General features: G+C 65.2%; 17 protein-coding genes. 9 read left to right on the forward strand and 8 right to left on the reverse strand.

Annotated features, from left to right (window positions below; all coding sequences use genetic code 11):
- Positions 1-175: 175 nt before the first annotated feature.
- Both ACZ42Y_RS02345 and ACZ42Y_RS02350 read right to left on the reverse strand, forming a co-directional pair.
- Positions 176-1,756, reverse strand: coding sequence for a cation:proton antiporter domain-containing protein (locus ACZ42Y_RS02345; protein WP_464735577.1), 1,581 nt, complete (start codon positions 1,754-1,756; stop codon positions 176-178).
- A 154-nt stretch (positions 1,757-1,910) separates the two neighbouring features.
- Complete coding sequence (locus ACZ42Y_RS02350; protein ID WP_464735578.1) at positions 1,911-2,411, reverse strand: DUF2299 domain-containing protein; 501 nt, start codon at positions 2,409-2,411, stop codon at positions 1,911-1,913.
- A gap of 134 nt (positions 2,412-2,545) precedes the next feature.
- Between ACZ42Y_RS02350 and ACZ42Y_RS02355 the strand changes: the two genes are divergently transcribed.
- Positions 2,546-3,322, forward strand: a complete 777-nt coding sequence (locus ACZ42Y_RS02355) for a KaiC domain-containing protein (RefSeq protein WP_464735579.1) — start codon at positions 2,546-2,548, stop codon at positions 3,320-3,322.
- Positions 3,323-3,503: 181 nt separating this feature from the next.
- Complete coding sequence (locus ACZ42Y_RS02360; RefSeq protein ID WP_058369982.1) at positions 3,504-3,998, forward strand: hypothetical protein; 495 nt, start codon at positions 3,504-3,506, stop codon at positions 3,996-3,998.
- Here ACZ42Y_RS02360 and ACZ42Y_RS02365 read toward each other — a convergent pair.
- Positions 3,995-4,711, reverse strand: coding sequence for a hypothetical protein (locus ACZ42Y_RS02365; RefSeq protein WP_058369981.1), 717 nt, complete (start codon positions 4,709-4,711; stop codon positions 3,995-3,997). The genes ACZ42Y_RS02360 and ACZ42Y_RS02365 overlap by 4 nt on opposite strands.
- 118 nt (positions 4,712-4,829) lie before the next feature.
- On the opposite strand from ACZ42Y_RS02365, the gene ACZ42Y_RS02370 reads away from it, so the two are divergent.
- Positions 4,830-6,041, forward strand: a complete 1,212-nt coding sequence (locus ACZ42Y_RS02370; RefSeq protein ID WP_058371297.1) for an aminotransferase-like domain-containing protein — start codon at positions 4,830-4,832, stop codon at positions 6,039-6,041.
- Here ACZ42Y_RS02370 and ACZ42Y_RS02375 read toward each other — a convergent pair.
- Positions 6,038-6,925 (reverse strand): alcohol dehydrogenase catalytic domain-containing protein, encoded by an 888-nt coding sequence (locus ACZ42Y_RS02375; protein ID WP_464735580.1) that lies wholly within the window; start codon positions 6,923-6,925, stop codon positions 6,038-6,040. The two genes, ACZ42Y_RS02370 and ACZ42Y_RS02375, sit on opposite strands and share 4 nt — an antisense overlap.
- Positions 6,926-6,940: 15 nt before the next feature.
- On the reverse strand, positions 6,941-8,512 hold the full coding sequence (gene guaA / locus ACZ42Y_RS02380) for a glutamine-hydrolyzing GMP synthase (protein ID WP_269082788.1): 1,572 nt from the start codon (positions 8,510-8,512) through the stop codon (positions 6,941-6,943).
- 64 nt (positions 8,513-8,576) lie between these two features.
- Here guaA and ACZ42Y_RS02385 point away from each other — a divergent pair, with 64 nt between their 5' ends.
- The 3 genes from ACZ42Y_RS02385 to proC are packed head-to-tail and all read left to right on the forward strand — an operon-like array spanning position 8,577 to position 11,781.
- Positions 8,577-9,986, forward strand: coding sequence for an IMP dehydrogenase (locus ACZ42Y_RS02385; RefSeq protein WP_236698045.1), 1,410 nt, complete (start codon positions 8,577-8,579; stop codon positions 9,984-9,986).
- A 55-nt stretch (positions 9,987-10,041) separates the two neighbouring features.
- Positions 10,042-10,863, forward strand: a complete 822-nt coding sequence (locus ACZ42Y_RS02390; RefSeq protein ID WP_058369978.1) for a sugar phosphate isomerase/epimerase family protein — start codon at positions 10,042-10,044, stop codon at positions 10,861-10,863.
- Positions 10,864-10,884: 21 nt separating this feature from the next.
- On the forward strand, positions 10,885-11,781 hold the full coding sequence (gene proC / locus ACZ42Y_RS02395) for a pyrroline-5-carboxylate reductase (RefSeq protein WP_058369977.1): 897 nt from the start codon (positions 10,885-10,887) through the stop codon (positions 11,779-11,781).
- An 82-nt stretch (positions 11,782-11,863) separates the two neighbouring features.
- Here proC and ACZ42Y_RS02400 read toward each other — a convergent pair whose 3' ends face one another.
- A complete protein-coding gene (locus tag ACZ42Y_RS02400; protein ID WP_464735581.1) occupies positions 11,864-13,153 on the reverse strand; it encodes a rhomboid family intramembrane serine protease in 1,290 nt (429 codons plus the stop codon).
- A 301-nt stretch (positions 13,154-13,454) separates the two neighbouring features.
- Between ACZ42Y_RS02400 and ACZ42Y_RS02405 the strand changes: the two genes are divergently transcribed.
- Both ACZ42Y_RS02405 and ACZ42Y_RS02410 read left to right on the forward strand, forming a co-directional pair.
- Positions 13,455-14,831 carry a metallopeptidase TldD-related protein gene (locus ACZ42Y_RS02405; RefSeq protein ID WP_464735582.1) on the forward strand — a complete coding sequence of 459 codons (1,377 nt, stop codon included), beginning with the start codon at positions 13,455-13,457 and terminating at the stop codon, positions 14,829-14,831.
- Between the two features lie 71 nt (positions 14,832-14,902).
- Positions 14,903-16,264 carry a TldD/PmbA family protein gene (locus ACZ42Y_RS02410; RefSeq protein ID WP_464735583.1) on the forward strand — a complete coding sequence of 454 codons (1,362 nt, stop codon included), beginning with the start codon at positions 14,903-14,905 and terminating at the stop codon, positions 16,262-16,264.
- Here the strand turns inward: ACZ42Y_RS02410 and ACZ42Y_RS02415 are convergent.
- Positions 16,261-17,022: a hypothetical protein gene (locus ACZ42Y_RS02415; protein ID WP_058369974.1), complete on the reverse strand. Its 762-nt coding sequence runs from the start codon at positions 17,020-17,022 to the stop codon at positions 16,261-16,263. The genes ACZ42Y_RS02410 and ACZ42Y_RS02415 overlap by 4 nt on opposite strands.
- A 60-nt stretch (positions 17,023-17,082) precedes the next feature.
- On the reverse strand, positions 17,083-18,288 hold the full coding sequence (locus ACZ42Y_RS02420) for a phosphoadenosine phosphosulfate reductase family protein (RefSeq protein WP_058369973.1): 1,206 nt from the start codon (positions 18,286-18,288) through the stop codon (positions 17,083-17,085).
- A gap of 206 nt (positions 18,289-18,494) precedes the next feature.
- On the opposite strand from ACZ42Y_RS02420, the gene ACZ42Y_RS02425 reads away from it, so the two are divergent.
- Positions 18,495-19,910 (forward strand): phosphoadenosine phosphosulfate reductase domain-containing protein, encoded by a 1,416-nt coding sequence (locus ACZ42Y_RS02425; RefSeq protein WP_058369972.1) that lies wholly within the window; start codon positions 18,495-18,497, stop codon positions 19,908-19,910.
- The last annotated feature ends 37 nt before the right edge of the window (positions 19,911-19,947 follow it).

The following is a 19,947-nucleotide window of genomic DNA, read 5'->3' on the forward strand; positions in this document are numbered from 1 at the left end:
TAGGAGCCGCCCTTCCAGCGGCCATGACTGGTCAGGGTTTCGCCGAGCCCCATTAACCCCTATCCCGGCGGGGACGCTGGCCCCGGGATTACTCGTAAGAGGCTTCCCGGGTCCTCGGGCCTGAACCCCCTAGGGGGAGGGGCGGTGACGAGGGACCCTATCGCAGCTCGCAGTGCTACCTAGAACTCGGGGGAGCGTCCCGCCCTCCCCGAGGATGTTGTGGGGCCGGCGCTTCCGAGCCCCTCCCACGCCGCTGCGAGGCCGCCCCCTCCTTCTGGCCTATGAGTAGTGAGAGCAGCGTCCTAACCGTTATAGTGCCCACCACCTCCCCCTTCTCGTTGACCACGGCTATTATAGGCTCGTGGAGCAGGGCCGCGTTTGAGAGTATCTCTACAAGCCTTGTGTCGGCGGTAACTATAGGCACCTCGGTGCGCGTGAAGAAGCGCACGGGCAGGCGCCGGAGCAGCTGCGGATCAACCCCTACAAGATCCTCTGCAACCACGTAGCCTGCAGGCCTCATGTGCTCGTCCACTACTACAACGGCCCCCTTCTCCGAGACGACCCGGGCCGCGTACTCAGCCGTCTCGTCGGCATGGATAACGTTCATTTGGAGGTCTACGTCGCGTAGCCTCAGCCGCAGTATATCCGGCCGGCGCTCGGTCACGCGGAGCGACAACGAGGAGAGTATGGTAGACGCCACTATAGCCATAAGCGCTGCAGTGTAGGCGTCATAGCCCAGCAGCCCGTCCTGGAGGAGTGTGAGGAGCAGCGCGGCGTCAACCCCGCCCTTAGCCAGGTAGAGGAGGCTCTCCCTCCCCCGGAACCCCTCGAGCATGGCTACCGCTATCTTAGGCGCCGAGGAGGCCGCTAGGAGGGCTAGCGAGAGGAGCAGTGTGGGAAGGCCGGGCCTAGCAGCGTTAACGCCTATGCCTATGAAGAATAGCGGCTCGAGGAACCCGTAGGTGAACGCCCTCACGCGCTCCAGGTAGAGCGGGCGTAGCTCCATATACTCGGAGAGCGAGACGCCGAGCAGCAGGGCGGTCACGGCGGCATTAAAGCCCAGCACCTCGGCTATATAGCCAGCCATTATAACGAGCGAGACCACTATAGCGAAGGGCGCCTCCCTGACAGCCATGTGCCTCTCTATGAACAGCATGAACTTGTCCAGGTAGTGCCTCCCGAACAGGTAGATCAATATGATGAACGCTGCGGACTCCACAAGCTTGTCGACGCTCAGCCCCTGGGCCACAGTGTTGAAGAGCGTCAGCCCAGCCACCTCTGCTATCAGCGCGATCCTCATAGCAGCTACATCCTGCTCCCTGAGCGTCCCCTTGGAGAGCAGTATCTTCATCAAAGGCCCGGCGCTTACCATAGCCATTACTATAGCCAAGGCCAGCTCTACTCGGAGAGGCATCGAGGCTATCACGTGGAGAAGCGGGAGAACGGAGGCAATCGATAGCGAGAGGAGCAGCAGGGACACGAGAACTTCTCTCACTCTTGGACGGAGCAGCGAGGGGTTCGAGAGCTCCTCCACGCCCGCCAGGAAGAGCGTGAAGTTTATACCGAGCATGAAGAGGAGAGACGCCTGGCCCAGATCGCTCGGCGAAACCAGCCCCGTCACAGCCCTGCTCAGGATAAGCCCCGCTAGCACAGAGCCCGCAAACCCGGGTAGCCCTAGCCGCTCTGCAGCCTCCTCGCTAGCCTTGGCTGCGAGCAGCAGTAGCCCTAGCAGTACTGCAGCCCCAGCAGCCTCCATGCCTCGGGGCCTCCGACCAGCACTCCCCCGGGCCTCGGCGTAGAGGAGAGCCGGGGAGCCTCCAGTCCTCTAGGGCCTGGAGGGAGAGGCGGGGGTCTATGGCGGCGGGATGGGGCCTATAGCTGCTTGGCCCCGTCACCCGCAAGCCTGGAGCCTATATGAAGGACTGGCTCTGCGGCTCCTTGCCAGCCACGGTGCCCGGGAACCTCTCCCAGAGTACAGCGTTAACCATGAGGAACAGGTTGACAAGCCTGGCCACATCGTCCATAATCCTCTGCCTGGAGACCTCGTCCCCGGATAAGAGCACCTCGGCTACAATAGCCTCCGGAGAGTCTATACTACCATTGAGCGCCACGCGGCAGTATGGGCACACCGCTATTAGCCTTTCAAGCAGCTGGGCGGTAAACCTCACACGCTCCTCAACCGGCATCTTCCTAACCTCCTCCCTATGCTGCTCCGAGAAGTTGACACCAATGCTGAGGATCACGTCGCCATTCTTCAGCCCTATGACGCGCAGCTTGACCTGGAGAGGAGGAGGCGTTGCAACCAGGAGGCCCCACTCGGCGTTCGAGGGCATCGGGGCGTTGAGGGGCGCCACCACGAGCCCAGCGTCGGTAAGCCATGCTGTAATCTTCTCCCTGGCCTGCTTGGCCAAAACCCCGGCCCCTCCACGGGCCTCTACAAGGATTCTCGATAAAGGGTCTAGCGGCCCCCAGAGGTGCTATGGCGATTCTCTTTATGGATATCATTTTAACCTAGCCATATACCCCTAGTAACTCCCCGGAACGGGTGAACCCGGCCATGGCTGAGCGTGTTAAGACGGGTATACCCGGGCTTGACGAGATACTCTACGGCGGCATACCCCGGAGGAACGTTGTCCTCCTCAGCGGAGGCCCGGGCACCGGCAAGACCATCATGAGCCAGCAGTACCTCTGGAACGGGCTCCAGATGGGGGAGCCCGGGGTATATGTCGCGCTCGAGGAGCACCCCGTCCAGATAAGGATAAACATGAGCCAGTTCGGCTGGGATGTGAGGCCCTACGAGAAGGAGGGAGTCTTCGCCATTGTAGATGCCTTCACCGGCGGGATAGGAGAGGCTGCTAAGAGGGAGCGCTACGTCGTACGCGACCCCAGCGACGTGGGGCTTCTGATAGACGTGCTTAAGGAGGCCATAAGGGATACCGGAGCCCAGCGGGTGGCTATAGACTCCGTGTCCACACTCTACCTCACCAAGCCCAGTGTGGCGCGCAGCGTGGTGATGATGCTGAAGAGGGTGCTAAGCGGGCTCGGCACGACGAGCTTCCTGGTGAGCCAGGTGTCCGTCACCGAGAGGGGCTTCGGCGGCCCCGGCGTCGAGCACGCGGCTGATGGCATCATAAGGCTAGACCTTGACGAGATCGAGGGCGAGCTAAAGCGCAGCCTCATAGTATGGAAGATGAGGGGCACCAAGCATAGTATGAGGAGGCACCCCTTCGAGATAACCGACAAGGGGATAGTGATCTACCACAACAAGGTGCTCCGCATAACTAGGCGGGGCGTGTTGGAGGAGGCTGTGGGTGGGCCCTAGAGTGGCTGGACGGCTTCGGCACGGCTCTTCATCAGCATCCCGCAGCCCCGCTCAGTGTGGGGCTGCGGTATCGTCGTCGCAGGCGCACCACACCGCCGTCCGGTGGTAGGAGGGCCGGTAAGAGCGTTTTATGCCTTAAAGGTGTGTAGTCCAGCGCTGCCCGTACTGGTGTGGCTGGGCCATGGGCGAGACTGGGGAGATACCATACCGGGCTAAGAGGATGATAGTCTCCGAGGCTCCTAGGGGCGGTATAACGCTCGCGGGGGTCCTGGCGTCCCTCTCCAGCCTTGTGCCCCTACTGCTCCTCAACATGGGGGCGCGCACCGGCCTTGTAGAGGATGTGTTTGCTGCACTCTACCTCTCCAGCCTCCCCGTGGTGGCCTCGGGGGTCTACCAGTTGTATAGGCTCGCTCTAAGCATCTCCGAGGCCTGTGGGCTTGCGAAGCCCTCCGGCCTCGTGTTTGCAGTCGGTGCCGCCCCGCTGGGCTACGTGGTCCCGATATACTACACGCTGTACCTGCTCAGCCGCTGCGACGGCTTGAAGGGCAGGGTTAATGCTACGCCTCTAGACATAATGCTCAACCTTATAACCTTCGGGCTCCACTCAGCGCTCTACGCCTCCCTGTTCAACAAGGTGCTTGACAACGCGTTGAAGATGCTGGGCAGACCCTACTAGCCGCATCTCTCGCGGAAGGGGCAGGAGGCGCACCAACGCCCCCTCCTTACTGCAGCTTGCCTCTCTCCCCTCCAGTACGCCAATAGGGGTGCAAGCATCTCCAGCTCCAGGTCCGGGTCGTGGGCCAGCACATGGAGTGCAGCCCCGTCGCCAGCCACGGGCCTCACCCTGGATAGGTCGAGCCCGGAGAGCAGTGCGATCAGGCTCCGATTGTCGCGGGCGGCTGCGAGCACGAGCCTGGTGCCACTGCTCATCGGGAACCCTGCGCGCTCCAGGGTGAGGGCGTAGGCGTAGAGCCTCACCTTGTCGCTTGGATAGAGCCTGCCTGGCCTCCCAGAGATCTTCCCCACGACCACAGCCGCCACTCTGCCATTCCTCACGTGGACTGCGTGGGGCCTGCCTATCACCGGCACCCCCTCAACCACAGCGGCCACGGGTATGGAGAGGGTGAAGGAGCCCGCTCCCGGGGGTATGCGGCGCCTCGCCTCGAGGAGCACCTCGACGAGCTTGCGGGCCTCGCTCGCCCTCTTCGCGCCCGGCTCCTGCTCCCCGAGCAGCTCGTACTCCAGCCTCTTCTCGCAGAGGGCCTGGCTGGCCAGGAGCCCGGGGGTGACATAGGGGAGGCCGAAGCGGAGGCAGCAGTACTCGCCCTTGGAGACAGCCTCCAGCACCAGCCTCACGTTCTCAAGCACTTCCTCGAGGCCATCCGGCATAGCGGGTCCTCGTGGCGTGGCTGGGCGGGTATCACGTGATAACCTTTGGCGCCGAAGGGCTGCGCAGCGGGTAGTGTTTAAGAATAGCCGTGGGGGCCGGTGAACGGGGTGCCTTATGATGGTGGACTACTCGAAGTTCTACTCCTCCTACGCGAGGGAGGCTAGGGCGTCCGATATACGTGAGCTGCTCAAGGTGGTCGAGAAGGGCGGCGTGATAAGCCTTGCGGGCGGCCTGCCGGACCCCAGGAGCTTCCCCCGCGACGAGATAGCCCGTATAGCCTCCGAGGTTGTGGAGAGGTATGGCGAGAAGGCGCTCCAGTACAGCCCGACCAGGGGTGTCTCCCACTTCCTCGAGGCGGTGAGGAAGTTCTCCGAGCGGCACGGGGTTGCGGTGAGCGACTCCGACGGTATAATAGCCACGGTGGGCAGCCAGCAGGCCCTCTACCTCGTCGGCCAGGCCCTGCTGGATCCCGGCGACTACGTGGTGACGGAGGAGCCTACCTACCTGGGCATGCTCCAGGCCTTCCGGGTCACCGGCGCCAGGTTCCTCACTGTGCCGATAGACGAGGAGGGGATGCGGACTGACAAGCTGGAGGAGGTGCTTAGGAGGGCTAGGAGCGAGAGGCTCAGGATTAAGTTGATCTATACTGTGCCCACCTGCCACAATCCCGCCGGGACCACTCTGCCCATGGATAGGCGCCGCCACCTGCTGGAGCTCGCCGAGGAGTACGACCTCCTCGTGGTGGAGGACGACCCCTACAGCTTCATAGCCTTCGAGGAGAGGGATGTAAAGCCGCTCAAGACGCTGGACAAGAGCGGCAGGGTCATATATATGAGCACTGTCAGCAAGATCCTCGCCCCCGGCCTGAGGCTCGGCTGGGCCATAGGCCCGGAGCCCGTGATAGCCAAGATGGAGCTAGTGAAGCAGAGCATAGACCTCCACACCCCGAGCCTGAGCCAGTTCATAGCGGCGGAGGCTATGAACCGCGGCGTGATAGACAAGCATATACCGTTCATAAAGAAGCTGTACAGGGAGAAGCGGGACGCCATGCTGGAGGCCCTGGAAGAGTACATGCCGGAGGGGGCTAGGTGGACAAGACCCATAGGCGGGCTCTTCGTCTGGGTATGGCTGCCGGAGAGCATCAACAGCCGTAGGCTGCTCGAGAAGGCTGTCGAGAAGGGCGTGGTATTCGTGCCGGGGGACGCGTTCTACCCCAACGGCGGCGGCGAGAACACCATGAGGCTGAACTTCAGCTACCCCAGCGTGGAGGAGATAAGGGAGGGTGTGCGCCGCCTAGCAGAGGCTGTAAGGGAGATGGTGGGAGCCTAGGCTTCTCGTCCAAGCCGGTACACGTAGCCGAGGAGCGGGCCCCCGGCGAGGGGCGGGGGCTCAAGCCCCTCCACAACCCCTATATTGCTCTCTATCAGCCGCCTCGCCTTCTCCAGCAGCCTTCTAGCGCAGCCCGGGGCTCCCCCCTCCAGCACCACGGCCTCCAGCCTCCTGCACCTCCTGCAGCCCGGCCACGCCTGCTGCGTGTACAGGGGGTGGAGGAGCAGCTTCCCAGGCACCGTGGCCTCGATAAGCTTCTCAAGAGTATAGAGGCTCGCCGTGGCCGCTACTACAGTGTCCACCCTGGATTGGGGCTTCTCCACGGCCTCAAGTCCCAGGCTCCGCGCGGCCTCCCTCGCCTCCCTCCTACCGGCGTATACTACCACGTGCCCACCCTCCTCCCAGATGGCGAGCGCGGCTAGGAGCCCGAAGGGCCCTGCCCCCGCTATAAGCACCCGGTGGGAGTCCATGGCCTCTCTTGCGGCCTCGCAGGCCAGGGAGGCCTCGGGGAGGAAGGTGTAGATGGGGTCGGGCCCCTGCACCTCGGCTAGGACACTGGAGGGCGCGGCGGTGTAGGCCGCTAGGAACCCGTCGCCAGTGAACGGTGGGAGGTGGTCAGCGCTGAGCCTTGCCGGCGCCACCCGCCTGCCGGCCAGGCCCGTGTCCGCGTCGACCCCGGCCTCGAGCACAATGCCCACCCCGGAGCAGCCGAGCACCGTGCCGTTCTCGAGTGGCATGGCGCCGGCCGCGGCCAGGGAGTCGAGGGGGCACCAGCGAGCGTACTCGACGCGTAGCAGCACCCAGCCCCTAGGCACGAGGGGCGGCAGCCTCTCCTCCCGCATCGGCTCGCCTCTCCAGACTATCGCGGGGTTAGCCGTCGCCAAGGCCTCCATGCTCCTCTACTGCGGCTCTATCGTTGCCGGCGGCTTCGTTGTGACGGCGTAGGCCACCATTGTTACGCCGGGCACCTCAGAGGTTATCCTCCTTGATATACTGTCCAGCACATCGTAGGGCAGCCTCGTCCAGTCAGCCGTCATGCCGTCCTCGCTCTCCACGACACGCACTATCACTATATGGCCCTCCTCGCGGCGGTCGCCCTTCACCCCGACCCAGCGGTCATCCCCCACGACGGCGAAGGCTTGCCAGACCTTCTCGTAGAGCCCCGCCTTCTTCAGCTCCTCCTCGACTATCCGGGAGGCCCTGCGGGCTATCTCGAGCTTCTCCTCTGTAACCTCGCCTATAACCCTGACCGCCAGCCCGGGCCCAGGGAAGGGGTGGCGGTACGCAAGCTCCCGGGGCAGCCCCAGGGCCAGGGCTAGCCTCCTCACCTCGTCCTTGTAGAACTCGCGGAGGGGCTCCACCACCTCTAGGCCGAGCCAGCTAGGGAGCCCGCCCACGTTATGGTGGCTCTTGATCCTGTCCGCGCCCGGCGCGGCGCCCGACTCTATGACGTCCGGGTAGAGGGTGCCCTGGGCCAGGTACCTTATATCAGGGTTCTCCTCGACTATCCTCTTGAACACCCTGGCGAAGGTCTCTCCTATCCTCCGCCTCTTCTCCTCCGGGTCCCTGACCCCTCTAACCGCCTCCATGAACTCCCTCCTGGCGTCGACGAGCAGCGGCTCAACCCCGGCCTTCCTCAACATCCTAAGGGTCTCCTCGACCTCCCCCTCCCTGAAGAACCCGTGGTCTACGAGGACCGCGAGGAGCCGGTCCCCTATAGCGCGCCTCAGCAGCACAGCCGTGACGGTGGAGTCTACGCCCCCGCTGACGGCGACCAGCACTCTGCCCTCGCGGATTCTCTCCCGCAGCTCTCTCACTATAGAGTCCACAAGGTTCTCCGGCCGCCACCAGGCCTCGGCGCCCGCCAGCCTAGCGAAGTTGGCGAGCAGCAGCCTCCCCTTCGGCGTGTGGGAGACCTCGGGGTGGAACTGGACGCCGTAGATCGGCACGCCCTGCCGCTCGGCCCGGAAGGCGGCCACGTAGCCGTTCTCGCTCACCGCTAGCAGCCTGGAGCCCGGCGGGGGCTCGCGGACGCAGTCGCCGTGGCTCATCCAGGCCTGCTCCTCGCTCCCCCAGCCCCTGAAGAGGGGGTCACCGGGGTCCAGAACCCTCACAATGGTGCGGCCGTACTCGCCGCAGCCTGTCTCGACCCTGCCCCCCAGCATGGCGGCTAGAAGCTGGAAGCCGTAGCAGATGCCTAGCACGGGCTTGCCGAGGTCCAGGACCCAGTCGGGGATCCTCGGTGCGCCGGGGACGTGGACGCTCGGCGGGCCGCCGGAGAGCACTATAGCCTTTACCCTAGGGTCCTCCAGCTCCTCCTTCCGGATAGCGCTGTGGGGCACTATCTCGGCGTAGAAGCCCTGCTCGCGCAGCCTCCGGGCTATGAGGTGCATATACTGGCCGCCGAACCCGACTACTAGTATGCGGTCCCCCTTCTCCAGGGCACGCCCCCGGGGGTGGAGCGGCGCCACCCGCCACCCGGATATTATTAGCCCCGACTCCCTGGAGCCCCCGGGGCTACATGGGGCAGGGCTGTTGGCGCAGAGCCGTGTGGTGGACGAGGCCCTCAGCTTCGACGACGTCGTCGTCCTGCCCGGGCTTAGCCCCGTAGAGCCCTGGCAGGTGGACCTCTCGAGCAAGGCGTCGCGCAGGGTCCAGGTGAGGATACCCCTCCTCTCGGCACCCATGGATACTGTGAGCGAGTGGAGGCTCGCCGCAGCCCTCGCCCTGCTCGGCGGCGTGGGCGTTATACACAGGAACATGCCGGTGGAGGAGCAGCGCCGCCACGTCGAGATGGTGAAGAAGCACCCTCTCGTGGAGCTCTCGAGCGCGGCCGCTGGCGAGGCCGATGAGTGCTGCAGGGTGAGAGAGTACATGAGGAGCCTTGGCCTCCGCCAGCTCCCCCTCGTCGACTCGTCGGGCGCGGTGAAGGGCTACGCCGAGTTCTCGGATCTAGAGTCATGCGGCTGCGGCACGCCGGTGGGGAAGCTGGCCCGGCCCGGCCCCGTCTTCGAGGTGGGCGAGGAGGCGAGGGCACTGGAGGAGGTTAAGCGCGGCAGGAGGGACGCTGCGGCGGTCACCCTTGGAGGCAGGTTTCTCGGCACTATAACGGTGCAGGAGGCGCTGGCGGTCTACAGCCCCGCCCTGGACGAGGAGGGCAGGCTCCGTGCGGCGGCAGCGGTCTCCCCCTTCGACGCGAGGAGGATAGAGGCGCTCGACGGGCTCGCCGACATACTGGTGGCTGATGTGGCGCACTTCCACAATGTTAACGTGCTTGAGGCTGCGAGGAGGATAGTAAAGAGCCTGGAATCGGACTTTGTGGCCGGCAACCTGGGCACCAGGGAGGGGGTCATAGACACTATAACGAGGCTGGAGAGGGTTGACGGGCTCCGGATGGGCATAGCCGGGGGCTCTATCTGCACCACGAGCGGGGTGGCGGGGGTAGCGGCCCCCACGCTCTTTGCGGTGATGCAGGCCCGCGGCGCCCTCCGCGAGATGGGGCTAGGGCTCGAGGAGGTCCCGATAATAGCTGACGGCGGTATTCGCGGCCCCGGCGACGCGGTGAAGGCGCTCGCCGCCGGGGCCTCGGCCGTCATGACGGGGTACATGCTCGCCGGCACCGATGAGGCGGCGGCGCCCCTGCTGAGGATAGGTGGGAGCCTCTACAAGCCCTACCGGGGCATGGCTAGCCGCGGGGCGCTGGAGAGGAGGTTCGCGGCCGACCGCTACTCGAGGGCTGCTAAGCGTGTAGAGGAGGGCATCGAGGGGCTTGTAGAGTACCGCGGCCCCCTGCGCCGCGTGGTGCTGGAGTTCGTGGAGGGTGTCAGGGCGGGGCTGGGCTACGCCGGTGCCTCGTCTATAAAGGAGCTGTGGGCTAAGGCCCGCTTCGCGAGGCTGACAAGCAGGATAGGCGCATACACGGGGGTCGTTAAGACAAGCGTCTAGCCCCCAGACCTAAGGGGGGCTGCGGCCGCGCTGGATAGGATGGTGCAGAGCTCTCTTGCCTGCGGCGGGCTTCATAGCGTCTACGCGCACCCTCCGCCTGCCTTTAGCGGAGGCTGTCGAGAGGCTCTACGACATGGGGTTCAGGAGGATAGACGTGAACTACGCCAACCTCGAGAGGAGCGGAGTCGACGACCCCTCGGTGCTCAGCCACTTTCGCTGGGCCCTCCTCACCGCGGCTAGGCTAGGCGCGGACCCGGTGACCCTCCACGCGCCCTGGGAGGACTACTTCCTCCTCCCCCTGGGCCAGGGGGTTGAGCGGGCTCTGGCCGAGGCCAGGCTGCTGCTCGACATGGCCTACAGCTACGGGGTGGAGGTGGTAGTCTTCCACCCCCTGCCCGCCAAGCACGTGGGGAGCCATAGGGTGGAGTGGCTCAACAAGAGGATATTCTCCGCGCTGGCCGAGTACTCCGAGCGCGAAGGCCTCTCCATCGTGGCGCTAGAGAACGCCTCCAGGAGCGGGCCCTGGAACAGGCTGGAGCGGCTAGCGGCGCTCATACGCTCCGTGGCCAGCCCGAGGCTCAGGGTGTGCTACGACACTGGCCACGGGAACCTCAACGGCTACAGCCCCGGCAGGGCGGCGGAGATCCTGGGCGACATGATGGCATGCATACACCTCCACGACAACGACGGCACGAGGGACGAGCACGCTCCCCCGGGCACCGGCGCCATAGACTGGAGCCAGGCCGGGATGCTGGACAGCGAGGCCCTGAAGCGCGTGGTACTGGAGATAGACTGTATGGCCGAGCCCCGTGTCTGCGGCCTCCACATAAAGGCCGCAGAGGCCGCTGCTAGGCTCCTCCTGGGCCCCGGAGGCTGAGAGGGCCCCGAGCACCTTATATTGAGCCCCCGGGTGGCCGGCAGCCACCCGGTGCATGCGGGATGCAGGTTCCGCCTCTCTGACCTGACTGTAGCCGTCCTCGGGGCGGGCAAGATAGGCAGTATAATGGCCTCCTCCTTCTCCAGCTGCGGCATGCACGTCATAGCCACGGCCCGTAGCAGGGAGAGGATAGAGAGGCTCCGCATGCAGGGCTTCGAGGCCACGAGCGACAACGCCTACGCCGTCAGAAAGGCCTCGGCAGTGTTCATAGCAGTGAAGCCCTACCAGTACCCGGCCCTCGCCCGGCAGATAGAGGGCCACGTGGCCGGGAAGCCTGTGGTATCCGTAATGGCTGGCATCCCCCTCCGCCTCCTCAGGAAGACCCTGCCCGGGGCAGAGGTCTACCGCGCCATGCCCAACCTGAACGCGGCGGTGAAGAGGAGCGCCACCGGGTTAGTGGCCCCTCCCGGGGCCCAGTACAAGGAGCTGGTAAAGAGCATACTCTCGTGCATGGGCAGGGTATACGAGCTGCCCGAGCAGCTCATAGACGCCTGGACAGCCGTGGCGGGCTCCGGGCCGGCGATAATAGCGGAGTTCATAGACTCGATGATCCTAGCCGCCCTGGCTGTCGGGATCCCCCGGGACCTGGCCTACGACGCGGTGCTGGAGTCCATCATAGGCACGGCCGAGTACCTCCGCGCGAGGCCCGTTCACCCTGCCCAGCTGCGTGACGAGGTAACGACGCCCGGGGGCACCACTATAACGGCTCTAAAGATTATAGAGGGCAAGGGAATGAAGTCGGCGCTGATAGATGCTGTCGAGAAAGCCACGGCTAGGGCGGCGAGGCTGGCCAGGGAGATAGAGGCCATGCTCGAGGAGACTGCGGGGGACCCGCAGGGTGGAGGGGGTCAGCCTTGAAACACCTCCCCATCCCCTCCCCGGTGGGGAAGGGTGGGGGTTCACGGCCCGCATCATCCCCGGAGACTTCTCCCCGGAAGAGCTACTCGGGCGTTATAACGTAGTCCTCGTCCCTGTAGGCCACCACGTACATGCTAGCCAGGCTCGTCAGAACGGCTAGCAGCGCCATAGACTCGATCAAGGGCTTCGGGCTCTTCAGGGCGGTTAGCATCAGTCTGGCCTCCACGCTGGCAAGCTCACCCATCGCTATCACTGTGGCCTGGGTGTAGCTGTTCTCAAGGAAGCCGGCCTGGTTATACCTGCCCTCAAAGTAGAAGGGTCTCACCAGGACGCTAACAGTCTGGAATGGCGAGACCGGCACCTCTACCTTCACGCTCCTCAGCTGCTCGCTGCCGAGCACCAGGTGGCTGCCAGCCAGCCTCGGGTTGTAGAGGAGCCCATTATACTCGAGAGCCTTTACGAGGACACGGGCTGGGAGCGTCTGGGTGGCCTCCAGAAGCGGCGTGGCCAGCTCCCGCGCCTTGGCAACCCCCAGGAAGGCTATATCCTGGTGCACCGTGCCGCCGCCGGGCCTCCATGCTATCGAGTAGCTGGCGAACTCTATAGGAGTGCTACCCGTGAACGCTAGGGCGGCCGCAGAGCCGGCAAGCAGCATGCCGATGAGCGTTAGGAGCACAGCCTTCGTGGGCGCGTTGAGGCCCCGGTGGCGGTAGAACTGGGGCAGGAACACTATTACGCCGAAGAGCCTCCTCGCCCCCGCGTAGAGCCTCATCGCCTCTAGCCTGGCCCGGTCCGCGAGGAGCGGCAGCAGGGCCATCCCGGCTATGAAGCCACCAGCATGGGCGAAGAAGGCCACGGTTGACGTAGAGGAGAAGTAGCCCTCCAGCACCTGCAGCGCGAACCAGAAGACGAGGTAGTAGGCTGCCAGCAGCTCGAAGCACACCGGGAAGATGAAGAGGAAGAAGCAGGCTGCGAGCCTAGTGCCCGGGAACAGTATCATGTAGGCTCCCAGCACGCCGCTTATAGCGCCGCTGGCCCCAACGCTGGGTACAGCCAGCCCGTTCGGGTCCTGTATGAACATGAACACGGTGTGGAAGAGCGCGGCCATAACCCCGCTGAGGAGGTAGAGGGCCAGGTAGCGGGCGTGGCCCAGGACCCTCTCGACAGCCCTCCCGAAGAGGTAGAGGAAGTACATGTTGAAGAATATGTGCAGCAGGTTAGCATGGGTGAACATGGCGGTGAATATCTTGTAGACACTGTATGGGTTTAGAAGCATGTAGACCGGCTCGAAGCCCAGCTTGACTATCCAGTACTCAGTGCTTGCCATGAACCCGGTTTGCCACGAGGTTACAATGTAGACCAGCGTGTTCAAGGCTATCAGCAGGTACGTTGCCCATGGGGCCTCGGGGCTGGGTACTTCCTCCTCGACGGCTATGGGCAGCTCGCGGGTTATACGCGGCAGGCGCGGCGCCTCCCCAGTCTCCAGGATGCCACACCCCGTACGTGCACTGCCCCATTGGACGCTTGGAGCCTCGTGCCTAATTAGGCTGGCTGCGCCGCGGCCTCACCACGCCCCAGCCCTTGCACATCCTTCATCCCCGCCAGGCGGGGCCCGGCCCTCCTTTTTATTACGAGGGCTTCTTCGCCCCGATACGCCACGGGGTGCCGCCGAAGTGAGCGAGGTAATGGACCTACTATCCTCGGCAGTATCCTACGCCTCGAGGCTTGGGGCGGAGTTCGCCGAGATAAGGCTCGAGCGCACCAGGTTCACCAGGATAGAGGCTAGAAACGGCGTCTACACGGTCTCCTCCGGCACCGACTACGGTGCGGCCGTGAGGGTCTACGTTAACGGGTCCATAGGCTTCGCCTTCGCCACCAGGATCAACCTGGACTCTCTACGCCGCGCCCTCGAGCAGGCCTACTCCCTAGCCCGAGCCGCCCCCGGGAAGCAGCCCAAGCCCCTCCTCCTCGACCCGGCCGAGGACTTCCACGAGCACCCGGTGAAGAGGAGCGTAGAGGATGTACCCGTAGACGTGAAGCTGAGGGACGTGACTGAGCTGGACAAGCTGGTGGCCGAGAAGAGCTTCGTCAAGTCGAGGACGCTCGTCTACCATGAGAGGGTGGAGGAGCGCTACTATGCTAGCACAGAGGAGAGGCTGCTGGGCGAGCGCAGGGAGCTAGCCTACCTCTACGCCTCCGCCTTCGGCGAGGAGGCGGGGGTCAGGGGCTCCGCCCACGTGAACAAGGGTACTATAAAGGGCTATATTCTCTGGGAGAAGGCGCCGCAGGAGAAGGTTGCAGAGGAGCTCCTTGGCAGGCTGCAGCGGCAGCTGCGTGCTAAGACGCCCCGGGCGGGCAGCTTCCCCGTCGTCATAGCCCCCGAGGCCCTCGGCGTGTTCGTCCACGAGGCCTTCGGACACCTGGCCGAGGCGGACCTGGTGGCGGCGGGCAGCGCGCTCCAGGGCAAGAAGGGCCAGCAGGTGGCGTCCAGCTCGGTAACCATAGTGGACGACCCCGATATCGACGACGGGTTCGGCACCATCCGCTACGACGATGAGGGCGTCCGCACGGCTAAGGCGGTGATAGTGGAGAAGGGCATACACCGCCAGATAATGACGGATAGGATACACGCTGCCATGCTGGGGGAGGACCCGACCGGCAATGCCCGCGCGGAGTCCTTCCGATACCCTCCCCTGGTGAGGATGAGGAACACTGTAATGCTCCCAGGCGACCATAGCGTGGAGGAGCTCTTCGAGGACATAGACTTCGGCTACTATGTAGTCTCCACGGGCGGGGGCCAGACCAATATCGACGGCAGCTTCCAGGTGGGCGTGGAGGAGGCCTTCGAGATAGTCAAGGGGGAGATAGGGGCGCCCGTCCGCAACCTAAGCATAGTCGGGAACACTCTGGAGACCCTCCTAAGAATAGACGCTGTGGCCAAGGACTTCGGCCTCTTCTATGGCCGCTGCGGCAAGGGCCAGCTAGTCTACGTCTCCGACGGCGGCCCCCATGTGAGGGTCCGCAGCATGACCATGGGCGGCCGCGAGTAGGCTCCCCTGGCCCTCCCCATTTACCCCGTGCCGTGCGTCTCCTAGACCAGGCCCTGGAGGGGTGCTGAGAGGTGTCCAGCCGCATAGCCCCGGCCGAGCTGGCGGTAATGGCGGCCCGCTGGGCTATGAGGGAGGGCGCGTCCGAGGCCGAGGTCTATGTAAGCTCGTCTCGCGGCTATAGCGTGAGCATAAGAACCAACGCTATAGAGGCTGTCGAAGCCATCGACGACGTGGGCGTGGGGATAAGGGTGGCTGTGGGCAAGAGGGTGGGCTTCTCCTACACTACCGGGATGGACCCGGCCGGTGTGAGGGAGGCGGCGAGGAGGGCGGTCAAGCAGGCTAGGGCCTCCCCTGAGGACCGGTGGTGGCAGGGCTTCCCGGAGCCCAGTAGCCGGTACGCCGAGCCCGGTGGCATATACAGCCCAGTTCTGGCCCGCGTCTCGCCCGGCACGGTGGTCGAGCACGCCCGTGGGATGCTGGAGAAGGCCTCCGGAATCAAGGGCCTCGTGCTCGGCCGCGGCGGCGTCAGCGTCTACGTGGTCGAGCGCGTGGTGGTGAACACTAACGGAGTGTACCGGGTTGATGTAGGCACAACGGCTCACGTGTACGCGGGGGTAGTTATGAGGAGGGATGGGGCCACAACACCGATGATATACGAGTTCGACTCCAGCAGGGTGGCAATACCCGATGGTGGCCGGGTGGTGGAGAGGGCCGCTGATACCGCCAGGCTCTGCACCCGCGTGTACAGCGGCCTGGAGACGGGCAGGTACACGCTCGTCCTCTCCCCCAAGGTGCTCGCGGAGCTCATGGAGGCTACTGTCCTCTACTCCCTCCGCGGCGACATCTACGTGCAGGGTAGGAGCTACTACGGCGACAAGCTGGGCTCCCAGGCGCTCTCGGAGAAGGTTACGATAGTCGACGATGGCACCATGAAGGGCGGCGACGCCACCTGGAGGTTTGACGGCGAGGGGGTGGCCACGTCCCGCAAGATCCTGGTCGAGAAGGGCGTGGTCAAGGGCTTCGTGTTCGACAGCTACTGGGGCAGGCGCGCCGGCAAGGCCAGCATCGGTAACGCTGCTAGGAGCGGCTACACGTCCAAGCCCATGCCCGGCTTCACCAACGTGGTAGTTGAGCCGGGCGACGCGGCCCCTGAGGAGCTGCTGGAGGGCCGCGTGCTAGTGATACACCAGGTCCAGGGCGCCCATACCGCGAGCAGCGATACTGGGGAGTACAGCGTCCTAGCCAACCCAGCCATCTACTACGAGAACGGGGAGCCCAGGGGATGGGTGCCCGGAGCGGTGCTCTCCGGCAACTTCTACCGGGAGATGCGGGACAGCCTAGAGGCGCTGGGCAAGCTAGTGGAGAAGGCCTACCCGGGCGTCTACATGCCCTGGGCCAGGGTAGCCGGGGTCACGGTGGCGGTGAAGGGCTAGCAGAGGTATTTTACCCAGATCTCCCCGGGCCCCTCCACCCTGTACTCCACCACCAGCATGTCCCCGGCCCCGCAGGCCCTGCCCCGGTCCATGCCTGCTGCCTCCAGGGCGCGGGCCCTCAGCATCTCCAGTATCGCTCCAGCAGCCTCCTCCAGGGGGAGCCGCATCTCCATAACAGCCCTCCTTATGGCCGCCGGGTCGGGGAGGACGGCGACCCCGCTGCCAGGCGGGTCTACCCCCGCGGCGTGGAGCCCGGCCGCGGCTAGGACGTGGAGGGAGCTGGGCACTGTTATAAGCACCTTCCTATCATCCCTCTTCATGAGCAGTGTTTGCTGGCCCGGGGCCCTCCGCAGCCCCCTCCCGGGCCAGCAGTCCAGCCCAGCCCCTTCAAGCCCTAGCCCCATCACCGCGGCTGCTAGTATAGGCTCCGCGTGGAAGACAGTGGAGCTATCGGCCAGCCTCTCCTCGAAGGCTGCCAGCGCCTCCACCTCCTCCTCGAGCGCGTGGAGCCAGGGCTTGAACCTCGGCTCCATGGTGGGCGGCAGCTCTCCGGCAGAATCCTTTAGGTCGTAGTAGGCTTCAACCACGTAGTCGAAGAGCTCCTCGTAGCCGGTCGCATGGGCCGGGGGTATCGCTGCGAAGACGGGAGCCAGCTCCCCCGGGGCGCGGTAGCCCAGGCTCTCGAGCCTCCTCCGCGAGTAGTCCACCAGCGGCTGCAGCCAGCGCGGCGGCTCGAGAGAGACAGCCTGGGGAAGCATCAGCAGCCACCCCTTCCCGGTACCTGCGCCTCCGCTGCCCCGTAGCGGCCGCTCGGGGCCCTAGTAGTCCTCTGGCACGGCCACCGGGAGCCCCGCCCTCATAGCCCTCAGGGCCAGCTCCGCCGCCCTCCACGGGTCGTCGAGCGCCGGCGCCTTGACACCCTCGAGCCACACCCTCCGGTAAGCCTCGGCGACCTCCCTGGAGGAGACCTCCTCCAGGCCCTCGGCCGACTCGACGGCCTTCTTGGCGTTGAGGAGGAGCCTCGCTTCACCGGAGCCGAAGCGCCACAGGTGCTGCTCCCGGAACACCTCCAGGCTGGTCCAGCTGTACCACCGCCTCCACGTCTTCTCCAGCACCTTCTCTATAAGCTCGGGGTCCTCGAGGGGAGGGAGCTTCTCGAACTCGTGGAGCGCCTTGTAGGGGCAGAGGGTGCAGGCGACCCGGGGCACCCCGTCGAGGTAGTCGGGGTGCACTAGGCCGAGGCCCCTGACAACCTCCACGATGTCGGCCAGCGTGAACATGTAGGTGGGTCTGAACTTCCTCCCGGCGAGCACCACCCGGTTGGCAGCCGCTTTGGATAGCCTCTCGAACCTCTTAGGCGACTCCGTCAGCCGGTCCCCCACCACCTCTAGCAGCCTCGGGTCCTTCTTCCTCTCCTCCCTCATCGGCCTCGCCTTGTACATGGTGCAGAACCGGTAGCCCCTCCTGGGCATGCCCTTCCATTTCAACAGGCTCTTCATCTCCCTCCTAGGGGCAGCCCTCATGTCTACCTCTACGCCGAGCCTGGCGGCAGCCTTCTCCACGAACTCTACGCTTCTAGGGCTCTCTAGGAAGGGTATGTGGACGAACATCACATGTATCTTGAAGTCTATGTACTCCTGCAGCCTCAGGAGCACCGCTAGCGCCGCCATGGAGTCCTTGCCGCCGCTGAAGCCTAGGAGCACCCTCCTCCCCCGTAGCTCCCTTCCCACCCAGCGGGCCAGCATCCGGGCGTACTCGTCCAGGTCGGGCACGGCGCGGGCGTGCACGTAGGGGGGTGAGAGGAGCCAGGGCTTAACCGGGGCGAAGCCCCTGTCTCCGCCCTGCCCCGTCTCCAGGATCCCCCGGCGGTCGAGCAGCCCGGTAACGTCGACTCCACTGCTCTTCGAGATCCAGAGGTAGTAGCGGCAGCCACCCTCCACGCTGCACAGCTTCGTGGCCTCGCCGCCGCTGCCCAGGACGCCTGCCAGCTCGCCGCGCCGGAGCAGCGGGTACAGCTCGGTCAAGGCTCAACGCCTCTCTGGCGGGCCTCTGGGGGCGGTCAGGGAGCTGTAGGGGGCGGTCCCCACAGCCCCGGGTCGGTGGCTCAACCCTTCATCAGCCCGCGGGGTCCCCGGGAGGATGTTTTGCTGTGGCAGCGTAGCTGCCTATATCAGCGCGCCCCGGACCCGCTACAGCCTCCGGGCTGGCAGCGGAAGGTGCCCTCCACGCCATGTTCACGATCATAGTTAGGAGTAAAAGGGACGCTGACGCTGTAAAGGCTATGCTCGACCGCTTCTACCCCGGCTGGGGGGTTGAGGTAAGGACGCTCCACGGCGCCCGCGGCGGTGAGGCCATGCTAGCCGAGCTCTCCGGCATAGTCGAGCCCGACCGCTTCTACATACTCCTCCTCGGCAGGGAGGACGCGGAGGCAGCCAGGCTGGTGAGGGAGGAGGCGCCTAGAAACGTCGTGATGCACATGGTGCCCCGCCGCAGGGTGCGCAACGCTAGACTAGAGCTGCTCTACGCCGAGGTGGCCCGGGCGCGCTCGATGATACGCGTCTCAGCCTCCTGGGACCCCTCGAGGAGGGTGTTCCTCCTCGGCCCGCGGGCCCCCGGCCAGCCCCTGGAAGGCCTCGAGCCCAAGCCGAGCCTCGAGGCCTTCATAGGCGTTGGCAGGTTCTCCGAGATACTCTCCAGGCTGGCCGGGGGCAGGGTGGGTAGGAACCCGCTGGTCGTGAGGGCCTCGGGGAGCCTCCACCTGGTCTACAACGGGGCCCGGCCCCGCGCCGAGCTGGACATTGTGGATGAGGGGCCGGCGCCCCGGGCTAGGCTGCTCGAGGGCTCCGAGCCCGTGGACGTGGACCTCCCCCGCATGGTTGAGGCCAACCGCGGGGTGCTGGGGCTCTACGAGCGGGCCTCGGCCAGGTTCCTGGAGGGCCTGGGCGAGTTCGACACCGTGATTGTGCCCTGGAGTGGGGGCAAGGACAGCACGGCCACGCTGCTGCTCGCCCTCAAGATCTACGGGCGCGACAGGGTGCGCGTGGTCTACGGGGACACCGGCACGGAGTTCCCCCTCTCAGTGGAGTACGTGGAGCAGGTGGCTGACAAGCTTGGGATAGACTATGTGCGGGCGTACGCCGGCATCGACAAGGCCCTTCTCAAGGGGGCTGCGCCGATGCCGAGCCACAGTAGCCGCTGGTGCACGGGCCTCAAGGTGGAGGCTGTAGAGAGGGCTGTGAGGAAGCTGGCCCGGGGAAGGACCCTCCTGCTCATAGGCGACCGGGACGCGGAGTCGCCGAGACGCAGCGCCCGGCCCCCCGTCCGCCCGGGCCCTGCAGAGGGCATCATGGCCGCCGCGCCCCTCAAGCTCTGGGGTGGCGTCCACGTGCAGCTCTACATACTCTCCCAGGGGCTCCCGCTCAACCCCATGTACGAGCACGGGTTCTACAGGATAGGCTGCTACATGTGCCCGGCCCTCCGCAGCTGGGAGGTCTACGTGCTCACCTCGACGCCGGGGCTCCACTTCAGGCTCCTCCGCAGCCCGATCTACCGGAGGTTCATCGCATCAAGGCTGAGGCGCGGCCCGGCGCCTGTAGGGGAGGGGGACGGGTGCAGCCTGGAGGCCGGGCTCGCCGGCTGCGGCTAGAGAGCCCGCCCGGGAGGCCGTGTTAAAGGGTCCCCAG

It is taken from the genome of Pyrodictium brockii (assembly GCF_055379715.1).

Coding starts and splice junctions, on each gene's coding strand:
- ACZ42Y_RS02345 (WP_464735577.1), bottom strand. CDS start 1,756: ATGGAGGCTGCTGGGGCTGCAGTACTGCTAGGGCTACTGCTGCTCGCA.
- ACZ42Y_RS02365 (WP_058369981.1), bottom strand. CDS start 4,711: ATGCCGGATGGCCTCGAGGAAGTGCTTGAGAACGTGAGGCTGGTGCTG.
- ACZ42Y_RS02360 (WP_058369982.1), top strand. CDS start 3,504: ATGGGCGAGACTGGGGAGATACCATACCGGGCTAAGAGGATGATAGTC.
- ACZ42Y_RS02425 (WP_058369972.1), top strand. CDS start 18,495: ATGTTCACGATCATAGTTAGGAGTAAAAGGGACGCTGACGCTGTAAAG.
- ACZ42Y_RS02370 (WP_058371297.1), top strand. CDS start 4,830: ATGGTGGACTACTCGAAGTTCTACTCCTCCTACGCGAGGGAGGCTAGG.
- ACZ42Y_RS02415 (WP_058369974.1), bottom strand. CDS start 17,022: ATGCTTCCCCAGGCTGTCTCTCTCGAGCCGCCGCGCTGGCTGCAGCCG.